This window comes from Myxacorys chilensis (assembly GCF_059505265.1).
In genome coordinates, this window is the sequence record NZ_JCACKG010000293.1 from 17,733 (window position 1) to 35,853 (window position 18,121).

At 50.0% G+C, this 18,121-nt stretch carries 15 protein-coding genes and 1 tRNA gene; 10 read left to right on the plus strand and 6 right to left on the minus strand.

Going from position 1 to position 18,121, the window contains the following annotated elements:
* Window positions 1-26 precede the first annotated feature (26 nt).
* The 3 genes from AC5JLB_RS29525 (at window position 27) to AC5JLB_RS29535 (ending at window position 4,686) form a co-directional block, all read left to right on the plus strand.
* Window positions 27-1,787 carry an SWIM zinc finger family protein gene (locus tag AC5JLB_RS29525; protein WP_495877388.1) on the plus strand — a complete coding sequence of 587 codons (1,761 nt, stop codon included), beginning with the start codon at window positions 27-29 and terminating at the stop codon, window positions 1,785-1,787.
* A 545-nt stretch (window positions 1,788-2,332) separates the two neighbouring features.
* Window positions 2,333-2,932: a hypothetical protein gene (locus tag AC5JLB_RS29530; protein WP_495877389.1), complete on the plus strand. Its 600-nt coding sequence runs from the start codon at window positions 2,333-2,335 to the stop codon at window positions 2,930-2,932.
* 263 nt (window positions 2,933-3,195) lie between these two features.
* On the plus strand, window positions 3,196-4,686 hold the full coding sequence (locus AC5JLB_RS29535; protein ID WP_495877390.1) for a S10 family peptidase: 1,491 nt from the start codon (window positions 3,196-3,198) through the stop codon (window positions 4,684-4,686).
* Between the two features lie 241 nt (window positions 4,687-4,927).
* On the opposite strand, the gene AC5JLB_RS29540 is transcribed toward AC5JLB_RS29535, so the two are convergent.
* A tRNA-Gly gene (locus tag AC5JLB_RS29540) sits at window positions 4,928-4,999 on the minus strand.
* 287 nt (window positions 5,000-5,286) lie between these two features.
* Between AC5JLB_RS29540 and AC5JLB_RS29545 the strand changes: the two genes are divergently transcribed.
* Window positions 5,287-5,811, plus strand: coding sequence for a hypothetical protein (locus AC5JLB_RS29545; protein WP_495877391.1), 525 nt, complete (start codon window positions 5,287-5,289; stop codon window positions 5,809-5,811).
* 311 nt (window positions 5,812-6,122) lie between these two features.
* Here the strand turns inward: AC5JLB_RS29545 and AC5JLB_RS29550 are convergent, their stop codons facing one another.
* From AC5JLB_RS29550 to rppA, 4 genes are all read right to left on the minus strand, one after another.
* Window positions 6,123-7,850, minus strand: coding sequence for a succinate dehydrogenase/fumarate reductase flavoprotein subunit (locus AC5JLB_RS29550; protein ID WP_495877392.1), 1,728 nt, complete (start codon window positions 7,848-7,850; stop codon window positions 6,123-6,125).
* Window positions 7,851-7,903: 53 nt separating this feature from the next.
* Window positions 7,904-8,446: a hypothetical protein gene (locus tag AC5JLB_RS29555; protein WP_495877393.1), complete on the minus strand. Its 543-nt coding sequence runs from the start codon at window positions 8,444-8,446 to the stop codon at window positions 7,904-7,906.
* The gene (locus AC5JLB_RS29560) at window positions 8,427-9,647 is read right to left on the minus strand and encodes an urease accessory protein UreH domain-containing protein (RefSeq protein WP_495877394.1); all 1,221 of its coding nucleotides are present in this window, start codon (window positions 9,645-9,647) and stop codon (window positions 8,427-8,429) included. Before AC5JLB_RS29560 ends, AC5JLB_RS29555 begins: the two co-directional genes overlap by 20 nt.
* Window positions 9,648-9,834: 187 nt before the next feature.
* A complete protein-coding gene (gene rppA / locus AC5JLB_RS29565; protein WP_495877395.1) occupies window positions 9,835-10,521 on the minus strand; it encodes a two-component system response regulator RppA in 687 nt (228 codons plus the stop codon).
* Window positions 10,522-10,668: 147 nt separating this feature from the next.
* Here rppA and hisG point away from each other — a divergent pair, with 147 nt between their 5' ends.
* Both hisG and AC5JLB_RS29575 read left to right on the plus strand, forming a co-directional pair.
* Window positions 10,669-11,319, plus strand: coding sequence for an ATP phosphoribosyltransferase (gene hisG, locus AC5JLB_RS29570; RefSeq protein WP_495877396.1), 651 nt, complete (start codon window positions 10,669-10,671; stop codon window positions 11,317-11,319).
* Window positions 11,320-11,418: 99 nt separating this feature from the next.
* Entirely contained in the window at window positions 11,419-13,236 is a 1,818-nt protein-coding gene (locus tag AC5JLB_RS29575) for an ABC transporter ATP-binding protein (protein ID WP_495877397.1), read from the plus strand.
* Between the two features lie 66 nt (window positions 13,237-13,302).
* Here AC5JLB_RS29575 and AC5JLB_RS29580 read toward each other — a convergent pair whose 3' ends face one another.
* Window positions 13,303-13,614: a hypothetical protein gene (locus tag AC5JLB_RS29580; RefSeq protein WP_495877398.1), complete on the minus strand. Its 312-nt coding sequence runs from the start codon at window positions 13,612-13,614 to the stop codon at window positions 13,303-13,305.
* Between the two features lie 243 nt (window positions 13,615-13,857).
* Between AC5JLB_RS29580 and AC5JLB_RS29585 the strand changes: the two genes are divergently transcribed.
* From AC5JLB_RS29585 to AC5JLB_RS29600, 4 genes are all read left to right on the plus strand, one after another.
* Window positions 13,858-14,715, plus strand: coding sequence for a metal-dependent hydrolase (locus AC5JLB_RS29585; protein ID WP_495877399.1), 858 nt, complete (start codon window positions 13,858-13,860; stop codon window positions 14,713-14,715).
* A 48-nt stretch (window positions 14,716-14,763) separates the two neighbouring features.
* Window positions 14,764-15,222, plus strand: a complete 459-nt coding sequence (gene rplI, locus AC5JLB_RS29590) for a 50S ribosomal protein L9 (protein ID WP_495877400.1) — start codon at window positions 14,764-14,766, stop codon at window positions 15,220-15,222.
* A 188-nt stretch (window positions 15,223-15,410) separates the two neighbouring features.
* Complete coding sequence (dnaB, locus tag AC5JLB_RS29595; RefSeq protein WP_495877401.1) at window positions 15,411-16,769, plus strand: replicative DNA helicase; 1,359 nt, start codon at window positions 15,411-15,413, stop codon at window positions 16,767-16,769.
* A 315-nt stretch (window positions 16,770-17,084) separates the two neighbouring features.
* Window positions 17,085-18,074, plus strand: a complete 990-nt coding sequence (locus AC5JLB_RS29600) for a phosphate/phosphite/phosphonate ABC transporter substrate-binding protein (RefSeq protein ID WP_495877402.1) — start codon at window positions 17,085-17,087, stop codon at window positions 18,072-18,074.
* Window positions 18,075-18,121 lie beyond the last annotated feature (47 nt).

Genomic DNA, 18,121 nt, shown 5'->3' on the forward strand with positions numbered 1-18,121 from the left:
ACGAGATGTAGAGGTTGGACTTGAATATGGTAGCCCCCATCTCTGAAATAGTAATTTCGCATCATGCAACCAGCAACTCCTTTAGCCGAGGAGAAGATTACTACCACCGGAGCGCCGTGATCGATCTGGTGCAACGAGGCAATACGATTCACGCTGAAGTCGAAGGTAGTGAAGTTGCTCCATATCGTGTCAGTCTTCAGTTTGACTCCGGTGGCATCACCTCGGTTCGGTGTACCTGTCCTTACGACTATGAAGGCTGGTGTAAACATATTGTGGCAGCGGCATTGACCTGGGTGCGGCAACCGGATCGACTTGAACTTCGACCTACGTTACCACAACTATTAGACCGACTGGATCACGTGCAAACGCAGCGATTGGTGCAGGCATTGGTGGCAGAACAGCCAGAACTGATTGATGCAGTCGATTGCCAGGTGATGCTGATGTCGAATCCTGCTTCACCCACGCAAACGGCCACGCCTCAGCGCCAATCGACGCTGGATGTGGCTCCCTTCCGACGGCAAGTGAAACAGATCTTACGAGAAGGTGTGCGATCGCTGGAGGAGGGCTATGAAGATGATCCATTCACCGATGACTTGTTGGGCATTATTGAAAAAGCACAGGCATTTGCGAGAAATGAAGATGGGAATAGTGCAATTTCCATTCTGGAAGCAATCACCGCTGTTTGTGTAGACGAATGGGATGACATCCAAGATTATGGGGGAGATTCCTTTCCGATTGCCGAGTCGCTGAACGAAGCTTGGACAGAAGCCATTTTGAGCGCGGATCTCTCGCCACCCGAAGCTGTCGATCTGCGGGTGATGTTAGAGGAATGGCAAGATGCGTTGGATAGCGATTTTTCGATGAGCTTAGCAGCATTGCAGCAAGGATGGACTGATCCAGACCTGCAACGGGCACTGCAAGGCAACGGCTATGCTGATCCAGAACGGTTGAATTCCCCGTTTGCTCAAGAACTGGCATTGATTCGGCTACAAATATTGAATCGGCAAGAACGGCAGACCGAGTATTTGAACCTGGCTCGAACAGAAGGATTGATGGCGCAATATCTCACTCGATTAGCGGAAATCGGCAACATCGACGAAGCGATGACTGTGGCACGCGATCGTATGACCACAGCAGAAGAAGCATTTGCCCTGGCAAAAACCTTACGAGAACAGAATTATTTGTCCGAAGCGTTGACCATTGCTCAAGCTGGACTGCCCTTACCCGGAAATTGTCGATATGCTATGGCAAGTTGGACGAGTGAACTGGCAGAGGGGCTAGGAAATCGAGAAGCTGCACTAGATGCCAGTGTTCTCACCTTTAAGCTTCGCCCTAGTTTTCCAGAGTATCAACGGGTGGCGCATCTCGCCGTCGCTCAGTGGGAGGGCATTAAATCAGACTTGCTGAAAACCCTGCGTCAGTTTCAGGACTGGCAAGCGAGGGAAGCAAAGGTAGACATTTTCCTGCATGAAGGATTGCTGGATGACGCCATTGAAGTGGTGCGATCTGACCATTACTACCGCTCCGAGTTAGTGCATCGCGTTATGCAAGCAGCAGTGTTCACCCATGCTGATTGGGTCATTCAGGCGGCACTCGAACGGGCAGAACCAATTATGGAGCAAGGCAAAGCCGATCGCTACCAGGAAGCGGTGCAATGGTTGCAGCAGGCAAAAGCGGCTTACATTCAATCAGAGCAGCAATCAGTTTGGATGATTTATTTCAATCAATTGCAGTCTAACCACGCCCGCAAGCGTAAACTCATGGATTTATTCAAGCAATTACTGTAATACACGATGGCGAATGGGATTTACCTAAAAAAATGGTGTAAGGGTGTGATGCGTTGGCAAAATAGGAACCGACATCATGTAAAAATTCTCCCTCTCTTACTGCAACCTCTTTGACTGCCAAGTTATGGGTCTGCAAAGCTCCAATCTCTCCCTATCATTTGTCTGATTGCAGCTGAATTTCTCTCTCAAGTCAGCAATCAAATTGCAGCAGTGACCATTCCGATTTTGATGCTGCAATTTACTCACCCTGCGGTTTGCGAAGCAAGGTCCCCTGGTATATTAAGAGTGTGGCAGCATGATTACCAATTGTATTAGCTGCATTTGTGGAATGTATTCACTGGGTTGGTTCAGGATTCAGTGCAATTTGGTTCCCATCGGATCGTGATTCCAATTTAATTCACCCAATTTGATTCACTAATGCGACTGATCCTTTAGATCTGAATCAATTCCTTTGGCTCTGAGTCAATGATGAAGCCCAAATCACAAGAATCTGAAACAAATTTTGTATCATGATGCTGTATTCCTCAATCGGCTTCAGATTCTCCATGTCTTCCTCAACTTCGACCTCTTCAGACTTTATCTCGGTACTCGATCAGGCTGCACTTGCCTTTCGTAGCAGAGAAGTCAGTCGCCCGGCGGCTGAGGATGTTGTAAATGCGCTATTGCAGACTGAGAAAGCAGCAAAACAACGCCCGTTAGACTACTCATTGATGCAATTGCAGGGACAGTGGCAACTCTGTTTTGCAACAGGGACGCGCAAAATTCGCCAAGGCGGAATCAGGCTCAAACAAGGGTACTATGTGCCTAAAATTGTATCGGCTCACATTTCGTTCGACACAGATGAATCTGGAGCAGCAACGATTGGAAATCAGGCGCAGCTTGGGTTCTTGCAGCTTAACCTATCAGGACCTGCGCGTTACCAAAGGAAAAAGAATTTGTTAATGTTTGAGTTCACCCAACTCCAGCTTCGGTTGGGCAGGACATCTCTTTACAGGGGCACGATCCGGGGTGGAGATGCTAAAGAAAAAGCCTTTGCTCAAACGTCGATCGCAAAGCTGCCCTTCTTTGCATTCTTTCTGATAACTGAGAACTTTATTGCTGCTCGTGGACGCGGAGGCGGACTCGCGCTTTGGGTCAAATCCTAGACAATGTGCAACGGAAGTTGATTAGCTCCTAGAGTGCAATGCAGTTTATCGAGAGGCACGAGTTTAGAAGCTCCATCCAAGTTGCTATGAGGACTCAAGAATGGGCGGTTGTCGAAGCCTTGAGCCTTTTCTGCACAGTAATCTAGCACATCAGCCTAGTGGACATCTGTATAGTTAGCTGAACGGATTGCTCCTCTAAAACGGTCTAATCCTCTAAGATGAGAGCGAAGCTTTGTCTTGGAGGCTGAAGAGCAACTGTGGATATGTCTGACACTTCTAACCCTTCTGTGCCTCGCAAGTCTAGCCAAACGGAGCATACGCTATCGCTTCCTGATAAATCACTGCCCTACGTTGCCCTAGCCGAGTGGCAAACGCTGTTTGATCAAGAAAAGCCGATCGCTGAGATGTTTCATGTTGCTTATCTCGCCCAAACCGACGACGGCTCGCCGCGATCGCTGACCTTCGTCTTTAATGGCGGACCCGGTGCTGCTTCAGCTTATCTCCACATGGGAGCCTTGGGTCCTAAGCGCATCCACTTTGGTGCCAACGGAAGTTTGCCAAAACCCCCCGTTCGACTAGAAGAGAATGTTGAAAGCTGGTTGAGCTTCACAGACTTGGTATTTATTGATCCGATTGGCACGGGCTTTAGTCGTAGCTTGCCGCGACCCAAAGACACGTCAGAGAAGACTGATGAAACGAAGCCAAACGAGGCAGATAAACCCAAAGAGAAAGAATTTTGGGAAGTTGATCGAGACTTGAAATCATTAGGAGAGTTCATTCAGCGCTTTCTGTCGCGTCATAAGCGATGGCTATCCCCCATTTTCATTGCCGGTGAAAGTTATGGAGGGTTTCGAGTGGCACGGCTCGCTCGCAAGCTTCAGCAAGAATTTGGCGTCGGTCTTTCGGGAGCAATCCTGATTTCCCCAGCGTTAGAGTTTAGTCTTTTGGGTGGAACTGACTATAACCTTGCGGCTTGGGCAACGCTGCTGCCGTCTTTGGCGGCTGCCGCTGCTCATCACGATCGCGCTCGATGGGCAGGAGAACCGGGAGACTTGCAAGCCCACACAAGTGCCGCAGAGCAGTTTGCCCGCAAGACGCTGATTCCGTTGCTGGCAATGGGAGACACCTTCTCGCCGGATGAACGACAGACCGCTTATCAGCAGCTATCAGAGTTGCTGGGTTTGCCGATGACGCTAGTTGAGCGACAGGCAGGCCGTGTCAGCATCGAAGTCTTTTCGAGAGAACTGTTGCGAGATCAACAGCGAATTGTGGGATTGTATGATGCTTCAATTACTGCGATCGATCCCTTTCCCGATCGCGTCAGTTACGAAGGCATTGATCCCACGCTTGACGGACTCGATCGACTGTTCACTGGAGCCATCAACAGTCACTTGCGCGATACGTTGGGTGTTGAGACCGACTTGTCTTACCACTTGCTCAACTTGGAAACCTTCAAAGCCTGGAACTTTGACCTTAAAGGCGCATTGGATCTAGGTTCTATCGATGATTTGCGGGTGGGAATGACGTTAAACCCCTACATGCAGGTGTACATCTCGCATGGGTTATTTGATTTAGTCACGCCCTATTTCGCCTCAAACTATCTCGCCGATCTAATGAAACTCAATCCTGAGATTCGCCCAAATTTGACGCTAAAACACTATCAAGGTGGGCATATGTTTTACACGTGGGCGCGATCGCGACAGCAATGGTTTACTGAAATGACTGCCTTTTATCAAGCTGCAACAGTCGTTTGATGCCAAAATTATCCCTTCGGTTCAGGTTCACCGCCACATGGCGTTATTGGCAGGTCGAACGATCGTATTTGCAAGTCGTTTGTTAGCAGAGCGACTAATTGACTTAGGGTATGTGAAGAGACTTGCAGAGTCACTTGAGGCTACGACAGAGGCGCACAGCCTTAGGACATTTTTAGGACAATTGCTGTAAGCTCAAACGGAAGTCGCTTGAAACCAGGAATATTAAAGACTTCTGTTAGAAAGCGGGTAACGCGATTCGAACGCGCGACATTCACCTTGGCAAGGTGACGCTCTACCACTGAGCTATACCCGCATTTGCTACGTTTATTACTATGCCCGATTCAAACCGAGATGTCAAGCCTTGCAGATAATCTTCAGACACGACGCTAACAGCTTTGGGGACTTGGTTACTGCTGGATCAATCGGCAACTAGAAGGCATCCACGGGTTCAGTTTAACCGCTTAATGACAGCTTAGAGGCTGCTCTCCACTTGCACAGCGCCTAGAACTCTCTTTCTCTTATGGCAAAGTTTCGAGGCTAAGATCCAAAAGGATAGATCATGCTTCTATCATGACATTACTATTGATTCTGTAGCACCTCATGGTTCAGTACACACTTGCTCAAAGCCCCGAAATTATTCTGACCGTTCCTGGTAAAGATTCGTCTAAAGCCCGTGAAAAGGCGATGGATCAATTAATGGAATTAATGGACGAGGGAAAACTACCGACCGATTTAGCGGATGGATTTGGTCCCAAAAACTTCATTGAGATCAAAGATCCAACCGGGATTAATGCAGGGCGCAATTCTGCCGGAACTGCATCGGACAATGAGGATTCTATCAATCAAGCCGTTCAAATTCTGAGCGCTCTGGCAACGCTTAAGCTCAAGGCTCAGGAGAGTCGCACTGAAGCGCTGCAAGTTCGCCAGCACATTGATGTGCTGTTTACGGATGATTTAGTGACTGAAGAAGAAATCAATCAACTTAAAGAAGGCTTCAAAGTTTTGAAAAACTATGCTCAAACTAATCTGCGCTATCGAGATGCTCGTGCTCAAGCAGAAGACGCTCGCACTGTGTTAGACACGGCTTTACAGTCCTCTGAGCCAGAGAGTAAGAAGAACGTGTAGAAGGGGCACTGTTCTTAGCGACTCGACTTCTTGAGTCGCTGAACGATGTGATCATCTAGCTCTTGAACGAGAACGCCTTGTTTGAATTCCTCACCTGATCCTGAAATCGTCGCTGGGCAAATTGGTTAAAATTGGTCTGCCTTGAGGAGTGAGAAATCTAGTTGGCGCGATCGCTTCATTGCTGCATCCTCACTAACCGCGATCGCACATCCGGTAATTCATAGAATTGACAGTCGTGTAACAGCCGGTAATCTGCCTATTCATTACGGTCTAGATGATGACCGACTGTCACTCCTAGACCTCCCCACTCGCTAATACTTCCGCTCTTGCGGTTCAAATTGATTGATTACAACGGGCATGTAATTGATATCAATCCCGGCGGGTGAGTAGTATGCCAACGTATGTTTGAGAAAACTCTGATCGTCTCGCTGCGTATAGTCTTCACGACAGTGAGAGCCTCGGCTTTCTTTGCGGTTGAGGGCAGACGAGAGAATCATTTCTCCAACGACAAAGAGCGATCGCAGTTCCATCGCCTCAATCAGTTCGGTATTCCAGGTTTTGCCTTTGTCATCGACGCGGACATGAGCATATTTTTTCTGAAGTTCGCGGAGTTGAACCAGTCCTTCTTGCATGGTCGCTTCGGTGCGAAACACGCCGCAATGATCGGTCATGCAGTCTTGATAGGCTTGCCGAACCTGGTGAATACGGTATTCTCCGGGCTGGTCTATCAGCGATTGGAGTTGAGTGTTAGCGTCTTGAATGTAGCGCTCAGCATTGACTTCAGGTAATTTACGATTTTCGACATAGCGCGCGATCGCGGCTCCAGTTCTGCGCCCATAAACTACACATTCCAACAGCGAGTTACTGCCCAACCGATTCGCACCATGCACCGACACACACGACGTTTCACCTGCCGCGAAGAAACCTTCGACCAATTCATCGGCGCTGCTTCTGACTTGTCCATCGGTGTTGACCGGAATGCCGCCCATCGAATAGTGAACAGTTGGACGAACGGGCATCGGCTGATACACTGCATCAACCCCCACCAATCGATGGGCTTCTTCCCAGCAGAAAGGCACGCGGCTCATAATTTTCTCTTTGCCCATGTGGCGCAGATCGAGATAGACAAAGACACCGCCAGCTGACCCATCTGGTTTTATGCCGCGTCCTGCTCGAATTTCGTAGGTGATAGCGCGGGAGGTAATGTCTCGGGGGGCAAGCTCCATACGGCTGGGCGCATAGTTTGCCATGAAGCGATCGCCGTCGCTGTTAATCAGATACGCACCTTCTCCGCGCACCGCTTCTGAAATCAAGACGCCCACAGGATACAGTCCTGTGGGATGGAACTGCACAAACTCCATGTCTTCAAGCGGTAAGCCGGCCATTGCGGTCATTGCCAGACCGTCACCTGTGGAGGCGTAATCGTTGGAGGTGGTGTTGTAAACGCGTCCGTAGCCTCCGGTGGCAAACATCACGGCTTTGGCGCGAATCACTTCAACTTGACCGTTGAGCAAGTGATAGAGAACGACCCCTTTTGCCTGTCCGTCTTCCAAAATCAGGCGCATGACGTACCATTCTTCGTACACCTTGACGCCGTATTTCATCAAGTTGCAGATCAATTCGTGCAGAATCGCGTGTCCGGTCTTATCTGCCGCATAGCAGGTGCGGTTGTGCGAATGTCCGCCGAATGCGCGTTGGGCAATCCGTCCGTCGGGTAAGCGGGAGAACAACACGCCCATATGTTCGAGATCGATCACAACATCGGGCGCTTCTTGCGTCAAAATTGCCACGGCATCTTGGTCGGCTAAATAGTCCGAACCCTTGACCGTATCAAAGGCGTGGGCTTCCCAAGAATCTGTTTCATCGACATTTTTGAGCGTTGCTGCCATTCCCCCTTGGGCCGCCACCGAGTGCGATCGTATTGGGTGAGTCTTGGCAACCACGGCCACGCTCAAGCTCGGATTGGTACGGGCAATTTCTAGGGCAGCACGAGAACCAGCTAAGCCACCGCCAACAATAATTACGTCGTGATCGATCATGGGTATGTCATCGGGCTAGATTACTTCTATTCTCGCTCGATTTTGAGATTCGCTTACCTTTTCTGCTTTGTTTTTAACATCCAAAGAACGCCTACAAGCAGCGCGATTAGAGGAAGCGCAACTCCAGCCAGAACCCAGCCTGTAGAGGGAGCTGAAGGGCGGCTTGATTCAGCAGTACCAATGGCGGCTTGGGGAGCGGCTCCCGCTTGAACAGTCACCTCATACGTCAGCCTGAACGCATTAAAGCTTTCTCCATCTTTGGGTCTGCCGCTCAACTCCAGCGTATAAATTCCAGCTTTTGGAAAAACGAGTTCTGCTCCTGGAATGCCTTGATACTGTTCTGCTGAAATCGATTTTAGAGCCGGTTGCAGGACAGAGTTTTGCTGTCGGTCGTACACGTTCAGGCTGCAATTACAGCGATCGAGCGAGACCAATTCTCCGCCTTGCTTGGTGAGCGCAAACCAGGCTTGCGATCGTTCTCCCGCTTTGGGATTGTGACTCGGTTCAATATGAAACGTAGCGGCAACGTTACCAGAGGTTTTAACGTTGTGAGCAATGATCACGTCAGCGTTTACTTTATTTTCTTGCTGCAACATATAAGCGTGCTAGGGAAAAGAGCGACCACACCGGGCGCGATCGCAATAACAAAACCGCTGCAACCCCAATCGCCAATCCGATCACTCGCCAAACTTGAGCAGCACTTCCAACATTGTTGAGGTAGCTTGATCCCACAAGTGCAATGTGAATTGCCACTAAAATCAATGCTGGAATGCTGAGCAAATGAACTTTTCGCCAGGTTTTACCGAGTTTAAGCGCGATCGCATCAAAACTAGTCAGTGCGGCAGGCGTGAGCAAGCCCAATCCTACGATTCCCGCCCACATGCCGATCTGCTGATTGAACGGCAGAAAAGCCAGGACTTGAAGATTCCAGTTAAACGTGTGATCGACAAAGTGAGCGACATGCGCCCACGACAGCACGAACGCTCCGACGCCAAAGGCACGACGATACTTTAGAGGAGCGCTCCACACACGGCTAATTGGACGGGCGATCAGGGCTAGCATGAGACAGAGCAGGGCAGCGTGTCCGGTGTAATCGACCATATCACCACTCCGCAGCAGCAGCAAAAGACCGATTGTCAAAGTTATCCAACCACCCAACCGAAAGAGTTGACTTCTGCGATCGCGGCTCAGAAATGCTGTCGAAAGCCCAACGCCCAACATCATCGGCAGGGTTCCGATGCCAAATGCCAGCATCGTCATCGCTCCTAAATAAGGATTTCCTGTTTCAGCCGCTTTAAGCTGCGCCGCGTAGAGAAATCCGCAGGGAATTAATCCCCAGATCATGCCAAGCAGGGCAGGCGTCCACCATTGGTTTGACTGAGAAAATTGCATCATCAGTCGATTTAGCCGCTCGTGCAGTTGTCCTTTCCCCAAGGGATGCAGCATCGGCAGGCGCGGCAAAAGCTGAGGACTGATTTGCGACAGCCCAAACCAGACTAACAGCAGTCCTGTGAAGATCGTTATGCTGCGGCGCAACGCGCTGTCAATGCCCGCAAATTGTCCTCCTGCAATCAGGATCGAACCGATCATCCCGATCGCGCCTCCCACTAAGGCATAGCTGATTACTCGACCTAAATTGAGCAGCAGGTTAAACGCGAGTTGCGATCGCCAATGTGGTTTAGCATCGTGCGATCGCACCGACAGCGAGAACGCTGCTGTCAAGGGGCCACACATTCCTAAGCAGTGGCCGAAACTGCCTAAAAATCCTAGAGATGCGATGAGCAAGAGATCAATCATTCTCTTATCATCGATCACGACTTACCTTCTTTCCACCCCAATTTGAATCGATTGCTTTTCATCTCTCTTTGCACAGCGTTAGCGAAAATATAAGCAATGCACTCTAACGATCGCGCTACATTATCGTCGGGCGTACTAAGAAAAATCCGTTTCTTAATAGCTGCGTTAATCACTTTCATCTCATCACTTACTGGGAGCGACCTAACCGATACCCTTTGCCATACACAGTAGAGATTAACGGAGCTTCGCCTTTCGCCTCGATTTTGCGGCGCAGCAACCTGATTTGAGCCGCTAGTGCGTTGCTGGCTGGCTTGTCACCCTCACTCCACACATGCTGATAGATTTGCTCGTGCGTCAGAAGCTGATTTGGCTGACGCATGAAATATTCCAACAGTTGACATTCTTTCTCCGATAGCTCGATCGCTCGTCCGTGTCGGTAGGCAACTTGATTTTGCAGATCGAGTTCTAGATCTTCTACCTTGAGTCGCTGACTTGGCTGATTCGGTTCGAGCGCCGTTGGACGCCGCAGCAGCGCCCGCACTCTTGCCAACAGTTCCCGCAGTTCAAATGGTTTGACCAAATAATCATCGGCTCCAGCATCGAGTCCCAGCACGCGATCGTCAATCGTGTCTTTTGCTGTGAGAAAGAGAACGGGCGTCGAGTCCCCGTGCGATCGCACCTGCTGACAAATTTCTAAGCCCGATCGTACGGGTAGCATCCAGTCTAGAATCAACAGATCGTACTGTCCTTGCTGCGCCAGTTGTGCCCCTTGCTCTCCATCGTGAACCACATCCACGGTATAGCCCTCACGGGATAGAAGTTGGCTGAGCGGTTGAGCCATTTCGATTTCGTCGTCAACGAGAAGAATTTTCATGAGAGGGAGGAATGAGGGAGGAATGCTCCGCTTTCACGGAGGAAGGCTGGAAGATTGGGTAGAAGTCTGCACTTGGATATTTTTAATCGTCTTACTTTCTACTTAAAATGATTATTCTGAACACTTGGTACTCATTGTCGTCTCCCCATGCTTACCGTTGCAATTCCTAAAGGCGCGCTCCTCAAAGACAGCATTCGATTACTCAAAGCCGTTGGTCTAGATTTCAGCGCTTTTCTAGAATCTGGAAATCGCCAACTGCAAATTACTGATCCGACCGGAACGGCGAAGGCATTGCTGGTTCGCAATTCCGATGTGTCGGTCTATGTCGAATACGGACAAGCCCAACTCGGCATCGTGGGGTATGACGTATTGCGGGAGAAAGCGCCTAATGTAGCGCAACTCGTTGATTTAGGCTATGGCGGGTGTCGCATGTCAGTTGCGGTCAAAGCATCGAGTCCCTATCGTTCTTCGATAGAATTGCCATTGCATGGTCGAGTTGCCTCAAAATTTGTTCACTGTGCCCGTGACTATTTTGAAACTCTCGATCTGCCTGTTGAAATTGTGCCGCTCTACGGCTCCGTAGAATTAGGGCCAATTACGGGCATGTCAGAAGCGATCGTTGATCTCGTTGCCACGGGCAACACGCTCCGCGAAAACGGACTGATCGAAATCGATGTGCTGTTCCAAAGCACCGCCCGCCTGATTGCTCACCCGCTCAGTTACCGTCTTAACAGCGATAACCTCAATCACTATGTAGACCAGATCCGCAGTCAAATCAAAGCCGTCGTCGGTGTTTAACGGTCAGCCCTCACCCTAACCCTCTCCCTGTGGGAGAGGGTTAGGGTGAGGGCAATCCGCTTTGTACTTCACCTCACAATTCTTTGTAGCCCTCTCCCTATGTCTTTCGCTCCTCGCCCCGCTCGACCTCCTAAAGAAACCGATTGGCGTTTGTTTCTCCGTCTCGCTCCCTATGCTCGTCGTAACAGTCGTCTCCTGATTTGGTCGCTGATTTTTCTGGTTCCCTCCGCGATCGCGAGCACCCTGCAACCCGTTGTAATCGGAAAAGCAGTGTCGTTGCTCCGGCAAGAACCGTCTGCCTTCGACTTTCCCTTTGGCTTCTTGCGAGATGTCTCCGTGTCTCAAGGGCTGACAACCCTTACTCAGTTACTGGTGCTGACCGTCCTGATTCGGCTGGCGCTGGATGCAGCACAGGGCTATTTAGTTCAAAATGTGGGACAACGCATCACCGCCGAGATTCGCAGCGATTTGTTTCAGCATGTGACATCGCTGGCGGTACGATTCTTCGATCGCACGCCGATCGGCAAGCTGATCACCCGGCTCACGAGTGATGTAGAGGCATTAGGAGAAGTCTTTTCAACGGGTGCGATCGGCGTCATTTCGGATCTGTTCACCATGCTGGTGATCACGGTCGTCATGTTTTTCACCCAATGGCAGTTAGCATTGCTGCTGGTGCTGATGCTGTTGCCCGTCACCGCGTTGATTATTTACTTTCAGCAACAGTACCGTCAAGCCAACTACCGCGCCCGTGAAAAACTCTCTGACCTCAACTCGATTCTGCAAGAAAACATTGTCGGAATCGGGGTGGTGCAACTGTTTCGACGAGAGCAGTTTAACGGCGATCTGTTCGGGCAGGTGAATCAGCAGTACATCAAAGAAGTCGATCGCACCATTTATTTTGACTCGGCGGTGTCTGCCACGCTGGAGTGGGTGTCATTGATTGCGATCGCAGGCGTGCTGGGTATCGGTGGCTGGCTGATCAAAGGCAACTCACTCGATTTTGGTACGTTGTCTACCTTTGTTCTGTTTGCGCAACGGTTGTTTGATCCCTTGCGTCAGTTTGCCGAAAAATTTACCGCCATTCAAGCCGGATTCACGGCGGTAGAGCGAGTCAGCGAAATTTTGAACGAACCGATCGAAATTCGCGACCCAGAGAAAGAAATTCACCTCCCATCTGACGGAAAGACGGCAGGAGAAATCCGCTTTGAGAACGTTTGGTTTGCCTATAAATCCGATGAATATGTGCTTCAGGATCTCGATTTTGTCATTCGTCCTGGAGAGAAAGTTGCTCTAGTCGGGCCGACCGGAGCCGGAAAGAGTTCGATTATTCGACTGCTGAGCCGATTGTACGAACCCACCAAAGGACGTATTCTCCTGGACGGCATCGACATTCGAGAATTGCCCCAAGCCGAACTGCGTCGCCGCATGGCAATCATCTTGCAAGATGGCTTTCTGTTTGTTGGCGATGTCAAAAGCAACATCACGCTGGGCGAATCTTATAGCTTTGCAGAAGTGCAGGCTGCTGCCGAAAAAACCAACGTGGCTCACCTGATTGAACAGTTGCCTCAGGGCTACAACACCATGCTGCGCGAACGCGGAACCAATCTTTCGGGAGGACAGAAACAGCTGCTTGCCTTTGCCCGTGCTGCCATTCGAGATCCTAAAATTCTGGTGTTGGACGAAGCGACAGCCAGTTTAGATGTCGGAACCGAAGCGCTGATTCAAGAAGCCTTAGGGCGATTGTTAGAAGATCGAACCGCGATCGTGATTGCTCACCGCCTTTCTACCATTCGAGATGTTGATCGCATTCTCGTTCTGAAGCGTGGCCAGCTTGTGGAGTCGGGTAGCCACGAGCAGTTGTTGGCTCAAGGGGGACTGTATGCCAGTTTGTACCGTCTGCAATTGTTGGAAGATTGAAGCCTAGCGCGACTGGATGCATTGCGAAAGACTCTCAAACTAAAGACTCTCAAACTGGAGTTGCCGTTAACGCTCGGCTCGAAAGTCGCCCTGATCTAACCAGTGTCGGTATTCGGGATCAAGAGTCAACTTTGATGGCTGAGCCGCCGAATACTGTAGAAATCTTGGCTCAGCCAGCATCGATTGCTGCATCGGCGTGAGCTTCACCTGCTTCGAGACACTTAGGCCGTCTGTGTTATGTGACGCAAATCGCTCGGATGCCTGAATGGCAGGATTCACAGCAGGCGCACTCACCGCCAAAACCACCATGCTACCCATTGACCCAATCCATCCGGTCAATGCCGCGATCGTTACCCATTTCTCAACCACACAATTCATCCCTCTCCTCCATACCTTGCTATAGGTGACGCTTTCGACTCGGGATCACGTTCTTGAGAGCGCTAGGACGACATGAATCGTTCTTAAGGAAATTTTAATCTAATTAAAAGATTTAAGCGCCTCGTCATCTGACTATTATGAACGTTCACTCCGCAATTTTGCTTAAATCCGGATCAATTCTTTGATTGGCACATTAAGAAGGTATAAAGTTTGGGGTCTATTCTGTAAATCTATGTTCACACAATGACTCTTCTAAAACAAGCTCTGCTGCGCTCGATCAGGCTTAGAGCGTTGCTGCTAGCGATCGTCCTGGTTGGAGGTCTGTTCACGTTTCACGGAATGAGTTCTCAAGCCCAACCTGTAGGAAATACGCAACTGCTGTGGTATGGACAGTCTGCCTTCAAGCTGACAACGCCCTCGGGGAAGGTGCTGTTGATCGATCCGTGGCTAACGAATCCACTCAATCCAAATGGCAAAACTGACTTGGCAAAGCTTGATCGCGTCGATCTAATCTTGATCTCCCACGGGCATGTTGATCACGTTGGCGATGCCGCCGCGATCGCTCAAAAAACCAACGCTAAACTCGTTAGCACAGCGGATTTAGGCACCGCTTTAGTGGGCTACGGCAGCTATCCAAAAGCACTCGTCGGGATGGAGACTCAAGGAAATTTTGGGGGTGAACTCAGCTTGCTCAATGATGAAGTCAAGGTTGCGTTTGTGCCAGCGATTCATAGTTCTGCGATCGCTTCCGATGGTAGCCCTGTCAACTATGCCGGAAATCCAGGCGGCTTTCTGATTCGCGTGAAGAACGGGCCGACCATCTACCACACTGGAGATACCGATCTTTTCTCAGATATGTCGCTGATCCCGCAGTTTGGCAAGGTGACGGTAATGCTCACTTGCATTGGCGATAAGTTTACGATGGGACCAACCCGCGCTGCCGAAGCAGTAAAACTAGTGAATCCCCAGACGGTGATCCCGATGCACTACGGAATCTTTAACTTACCCGGAACACCGACTGCCTTTGCTCAAGCCTTGCGTCGGCAGGGCGCAAAAAGCCAATTGCGCGTGGTGAAAGTAGGCGAAGTCGTGCGCCTGTAGTGGTAGAATGATGTGTTTGTGCAAGGCACAGTTGACAACAGGAAAATTATGGCGAAACGTGTTCAGTTAGTCCTCAATAAGGACGTAAGCAAGCTTGGTCGGTTGGGTGACTTGGTTGAAGTTGCTCCTGGCTTTGCCAGAAACTATCTCATTCCTCAAGGTATGGCGTCCAAAGTGACACCGGGTATTCTGAAGCAAGTTGAGCGGCGGCGCGAGCTAGAGCGGCAGCGCTTAGCTGAACTTAAAGAAGTGGCGCTGACCCAAAAGCAAGCGATTGAAGCGGCAGGCAGCGTTGCGATCGCGAAGCAGGCAGGCGAGACGGGCGCAATTTTTGGGACGGTGACGAATCAAGATGTGGCGGATGCTTTGCAGCAGGCGATCAATCAGGAGGTCGATCGTCGGACGATTACCATGCCCGATGTTCACAGCTTGGGCGACTACACCGCAGACATCAAGCTTCACCCAGAAGTTACGGTATCTGTGACGGTTCAGGTAGTTGCAGCATGAGGATGAGTCGTAATTCGTGATCGATTTCTACGAGTTACAATATCAGTATATTTGTACTGACTCTTGCTAAAATAATGGATGTCTGTATAGTGAGGGGGTCGAGTTGGCGCTAAGAAGATAACTCGACCCTTTTCGCATTTTTCGTAATCGATTTCTCGCTAACGTTACGAACCCCGACGTGTCTTCTCATGGTTCAAGAACTCAACTTTCAACCGATTAACGATCGCATTCCTCCCCAAAATATTGATGCAGAAGAAGCAATTTTGGGCGGAATTTTGCTTGACCCAGACGCGATCGCGCGGATTCTCGATATTCTCAAACCAGAGGCCTTTTACCTCAGCGCTCATCAAGAGATTTTTCGGGCGGCTCTGACGCTGACCAACCAAGGCACGCCCGTTGATTTGATGAGCATCACAACGTGGCTGCAAGACCGGGGACTGCTCGATAAGATTGGCGGGCAAAGTAAGCTAGTGCAGCTTGTCGATCGCACCGTTAGCGCCGTCAACATTGATCAGTACGCTCAACTCGTCACAGACAAATATTTGCGCCGCAAGCTGATCAGCGCTGGACATCAAATTTCTCAGCTAGGGCACGATACGAAACGCGACCTAGAGCATGTTTTAGACGAAGCAGAACAAAAAGTTTTTAGCATTACTCAAGTTCGTCCGAGCCAAGGACTGACTGCCGCCGCTGACATTTTGACCAAAACCTTTTCCGAAATTGAAGAACGATCGGTGGGGATGGCGTTGCCAGGGCTTGCCTGCGGATTCTATGACCTCGACGGCAAAACTCAGGGCTTCCAGCGATCGGATCTGATCATCGTGGCGGGTCGCCCGTCAATGGGAAAAACAGCCGTTTGCTTGAGTTTTGCTCGCAATATTGCTGCCCAGTACAAGCTTCCTGTTGCCGTCTTCAGTTTGGAAATGTCGAAAGAGCAAATTATCCAACGCCTGCTCGCAAGTGAAGCTCGAATCGAAAGTGGGCGATTGCGCTCAGGACGAATTTCTCAACAGGACTGGGAACCGTTAGGACAGGCAATCAGCCGATTATCGGAACTGCGCGTGTTTGTCGATGATACGCCCAATATTAGTGTGACCGAGATGCGATCGCGTGCCCGCAAACTTCAAGCCGAACAAGGTGGCGCACTCGGCATGATCTTGATCGACTACCTGCAGTTGATGGAAGGCACAGGCAGTGAAAACCGAGTCCAAGAACTGTCGCGGATCACGCGATCGCTCAAAGGTCTTGCTCGCGAACTGAACGTGCCGATCGTCGCCCTCTCTCAGCTAAGCCGAAATGTAGAATCTCGCTCTGACAAACGCCCAATGATGTCAGACCTGCGGGAGTCAGGATCGATTGAGCAGGATGCGGATCTGGTCATGATGTTGTACCGCGAGGAGTATTACAATCCTGATACGCCCGATCGCGGTATTGCAGAAATTATTATTACCAAGCATCGAAACGGTCCGACAGGAACGGTCAAACTTCTATTCGAGCCTCAGTTCACGCGCTTTCTCAATTTAGCTGCGCCAAACCGCGACTACTAAGACAAGCGCTTTTAAGACAAGCGTTTTGTAATCACAGCCTCGCTTCTGCACGAGCAAGAGAGGCTTTTTTATCTTCGGAATTTCAAGTCTTTGCTCAGTTACAGCCTTTTTCAATTTAGTGAGGTACGACCAAACCTTGATAGCGAGGGGCTGAATCCCCTTGCCTGTACTTGAGCAGCGTGAAAAAGGCTGTACTTGAAAAATATTTATTACATTATTGACTTTGGTTCTCATAAACTTTTACGATCTCTTTGACTTACTGATAGCTACTTTCAATAAAGAAAGGTATCTTTCACTTCGCCTTGGACTCCTGTAATGAAATTAAATCGAACCACAAGTTTTAGCCTCAGCGCCGCACTTTTAGCTTTGACGACCGCCTTCCTGAGCGCGTGCAATACTCAGCCCTCCTCGAATCAAGCGGCTGCACCTCAAGGACAAACAACTGCACCTCAAGGACAAACGGCTACAAATGCCACCTTAGATCAGTTGCGCGTTGTTTTTCCCAGTCGGTCTGGAGCGACAGAGGTACAAACCAAAGCCAACGCGATCACAACCTTGCTCTCGAAAGAACTGAACATGCCCGTGACTGCCGTGGTTGGTGATGATACTGCTGCCGTCGAAGCGCTGAAAGCGGAGCAAGCAGAAGTAGCGTTTCTCAGCAGCCGCCCCGCGCTGAAAGCAGAACAATTAGCAAACTCTCGTCTTTATCTAGCAGAGGTGCGCCCGGATTATTCCGGAGGACATACCTACCGTTCGGTTTTTGTCGTGCGAAACGACAGTCCCCTGCAAAGCAAAGACGATCCTAAGCAAAATCTGGAACAACTGCGCGGCAAGAAAATTGCCTTCACTTCGCCAACTTCTGGATCGGGCTTTATTTTTCCAGTCGGTGATTTGGTGAAACAAGGGCTGGTCGAAAACCGCGATCGCGTGAAAGAATTTTTTGGAGAAGTCACTTATGGCAACAACTATAGTGGCGCGCTGCAAGCTGTTTTGAAGGGACAAGCGGATGTCGCGGCTGTATCGGAATATGCGCTCAAAGATCCCTACATCACGCCTGAAGAAAGTAAGCAAGTGAGAATTCTTCATGCAATTTCCGGGGTTCCGGCGCATGGAGTGGCGATCGACGATCGGGTTTCTGCTGATCTGCGTGGGCGCTTGGTCAGTGCGCTGCAAAAACTGAATGAACCAGCTAACAATGCATTGCTAAAAGATCTGTATAACTCAACCGAGTTAGTTAACATTGACCATACGAGCCATTTGGCCCCCATGCAAACTGCCCTAAAACAAGCAGGAATGGAGCCTTAGAGGATGTTTGAGAAGTCTGGTAAACAGTAAAAAAGCTCACTCAGTGT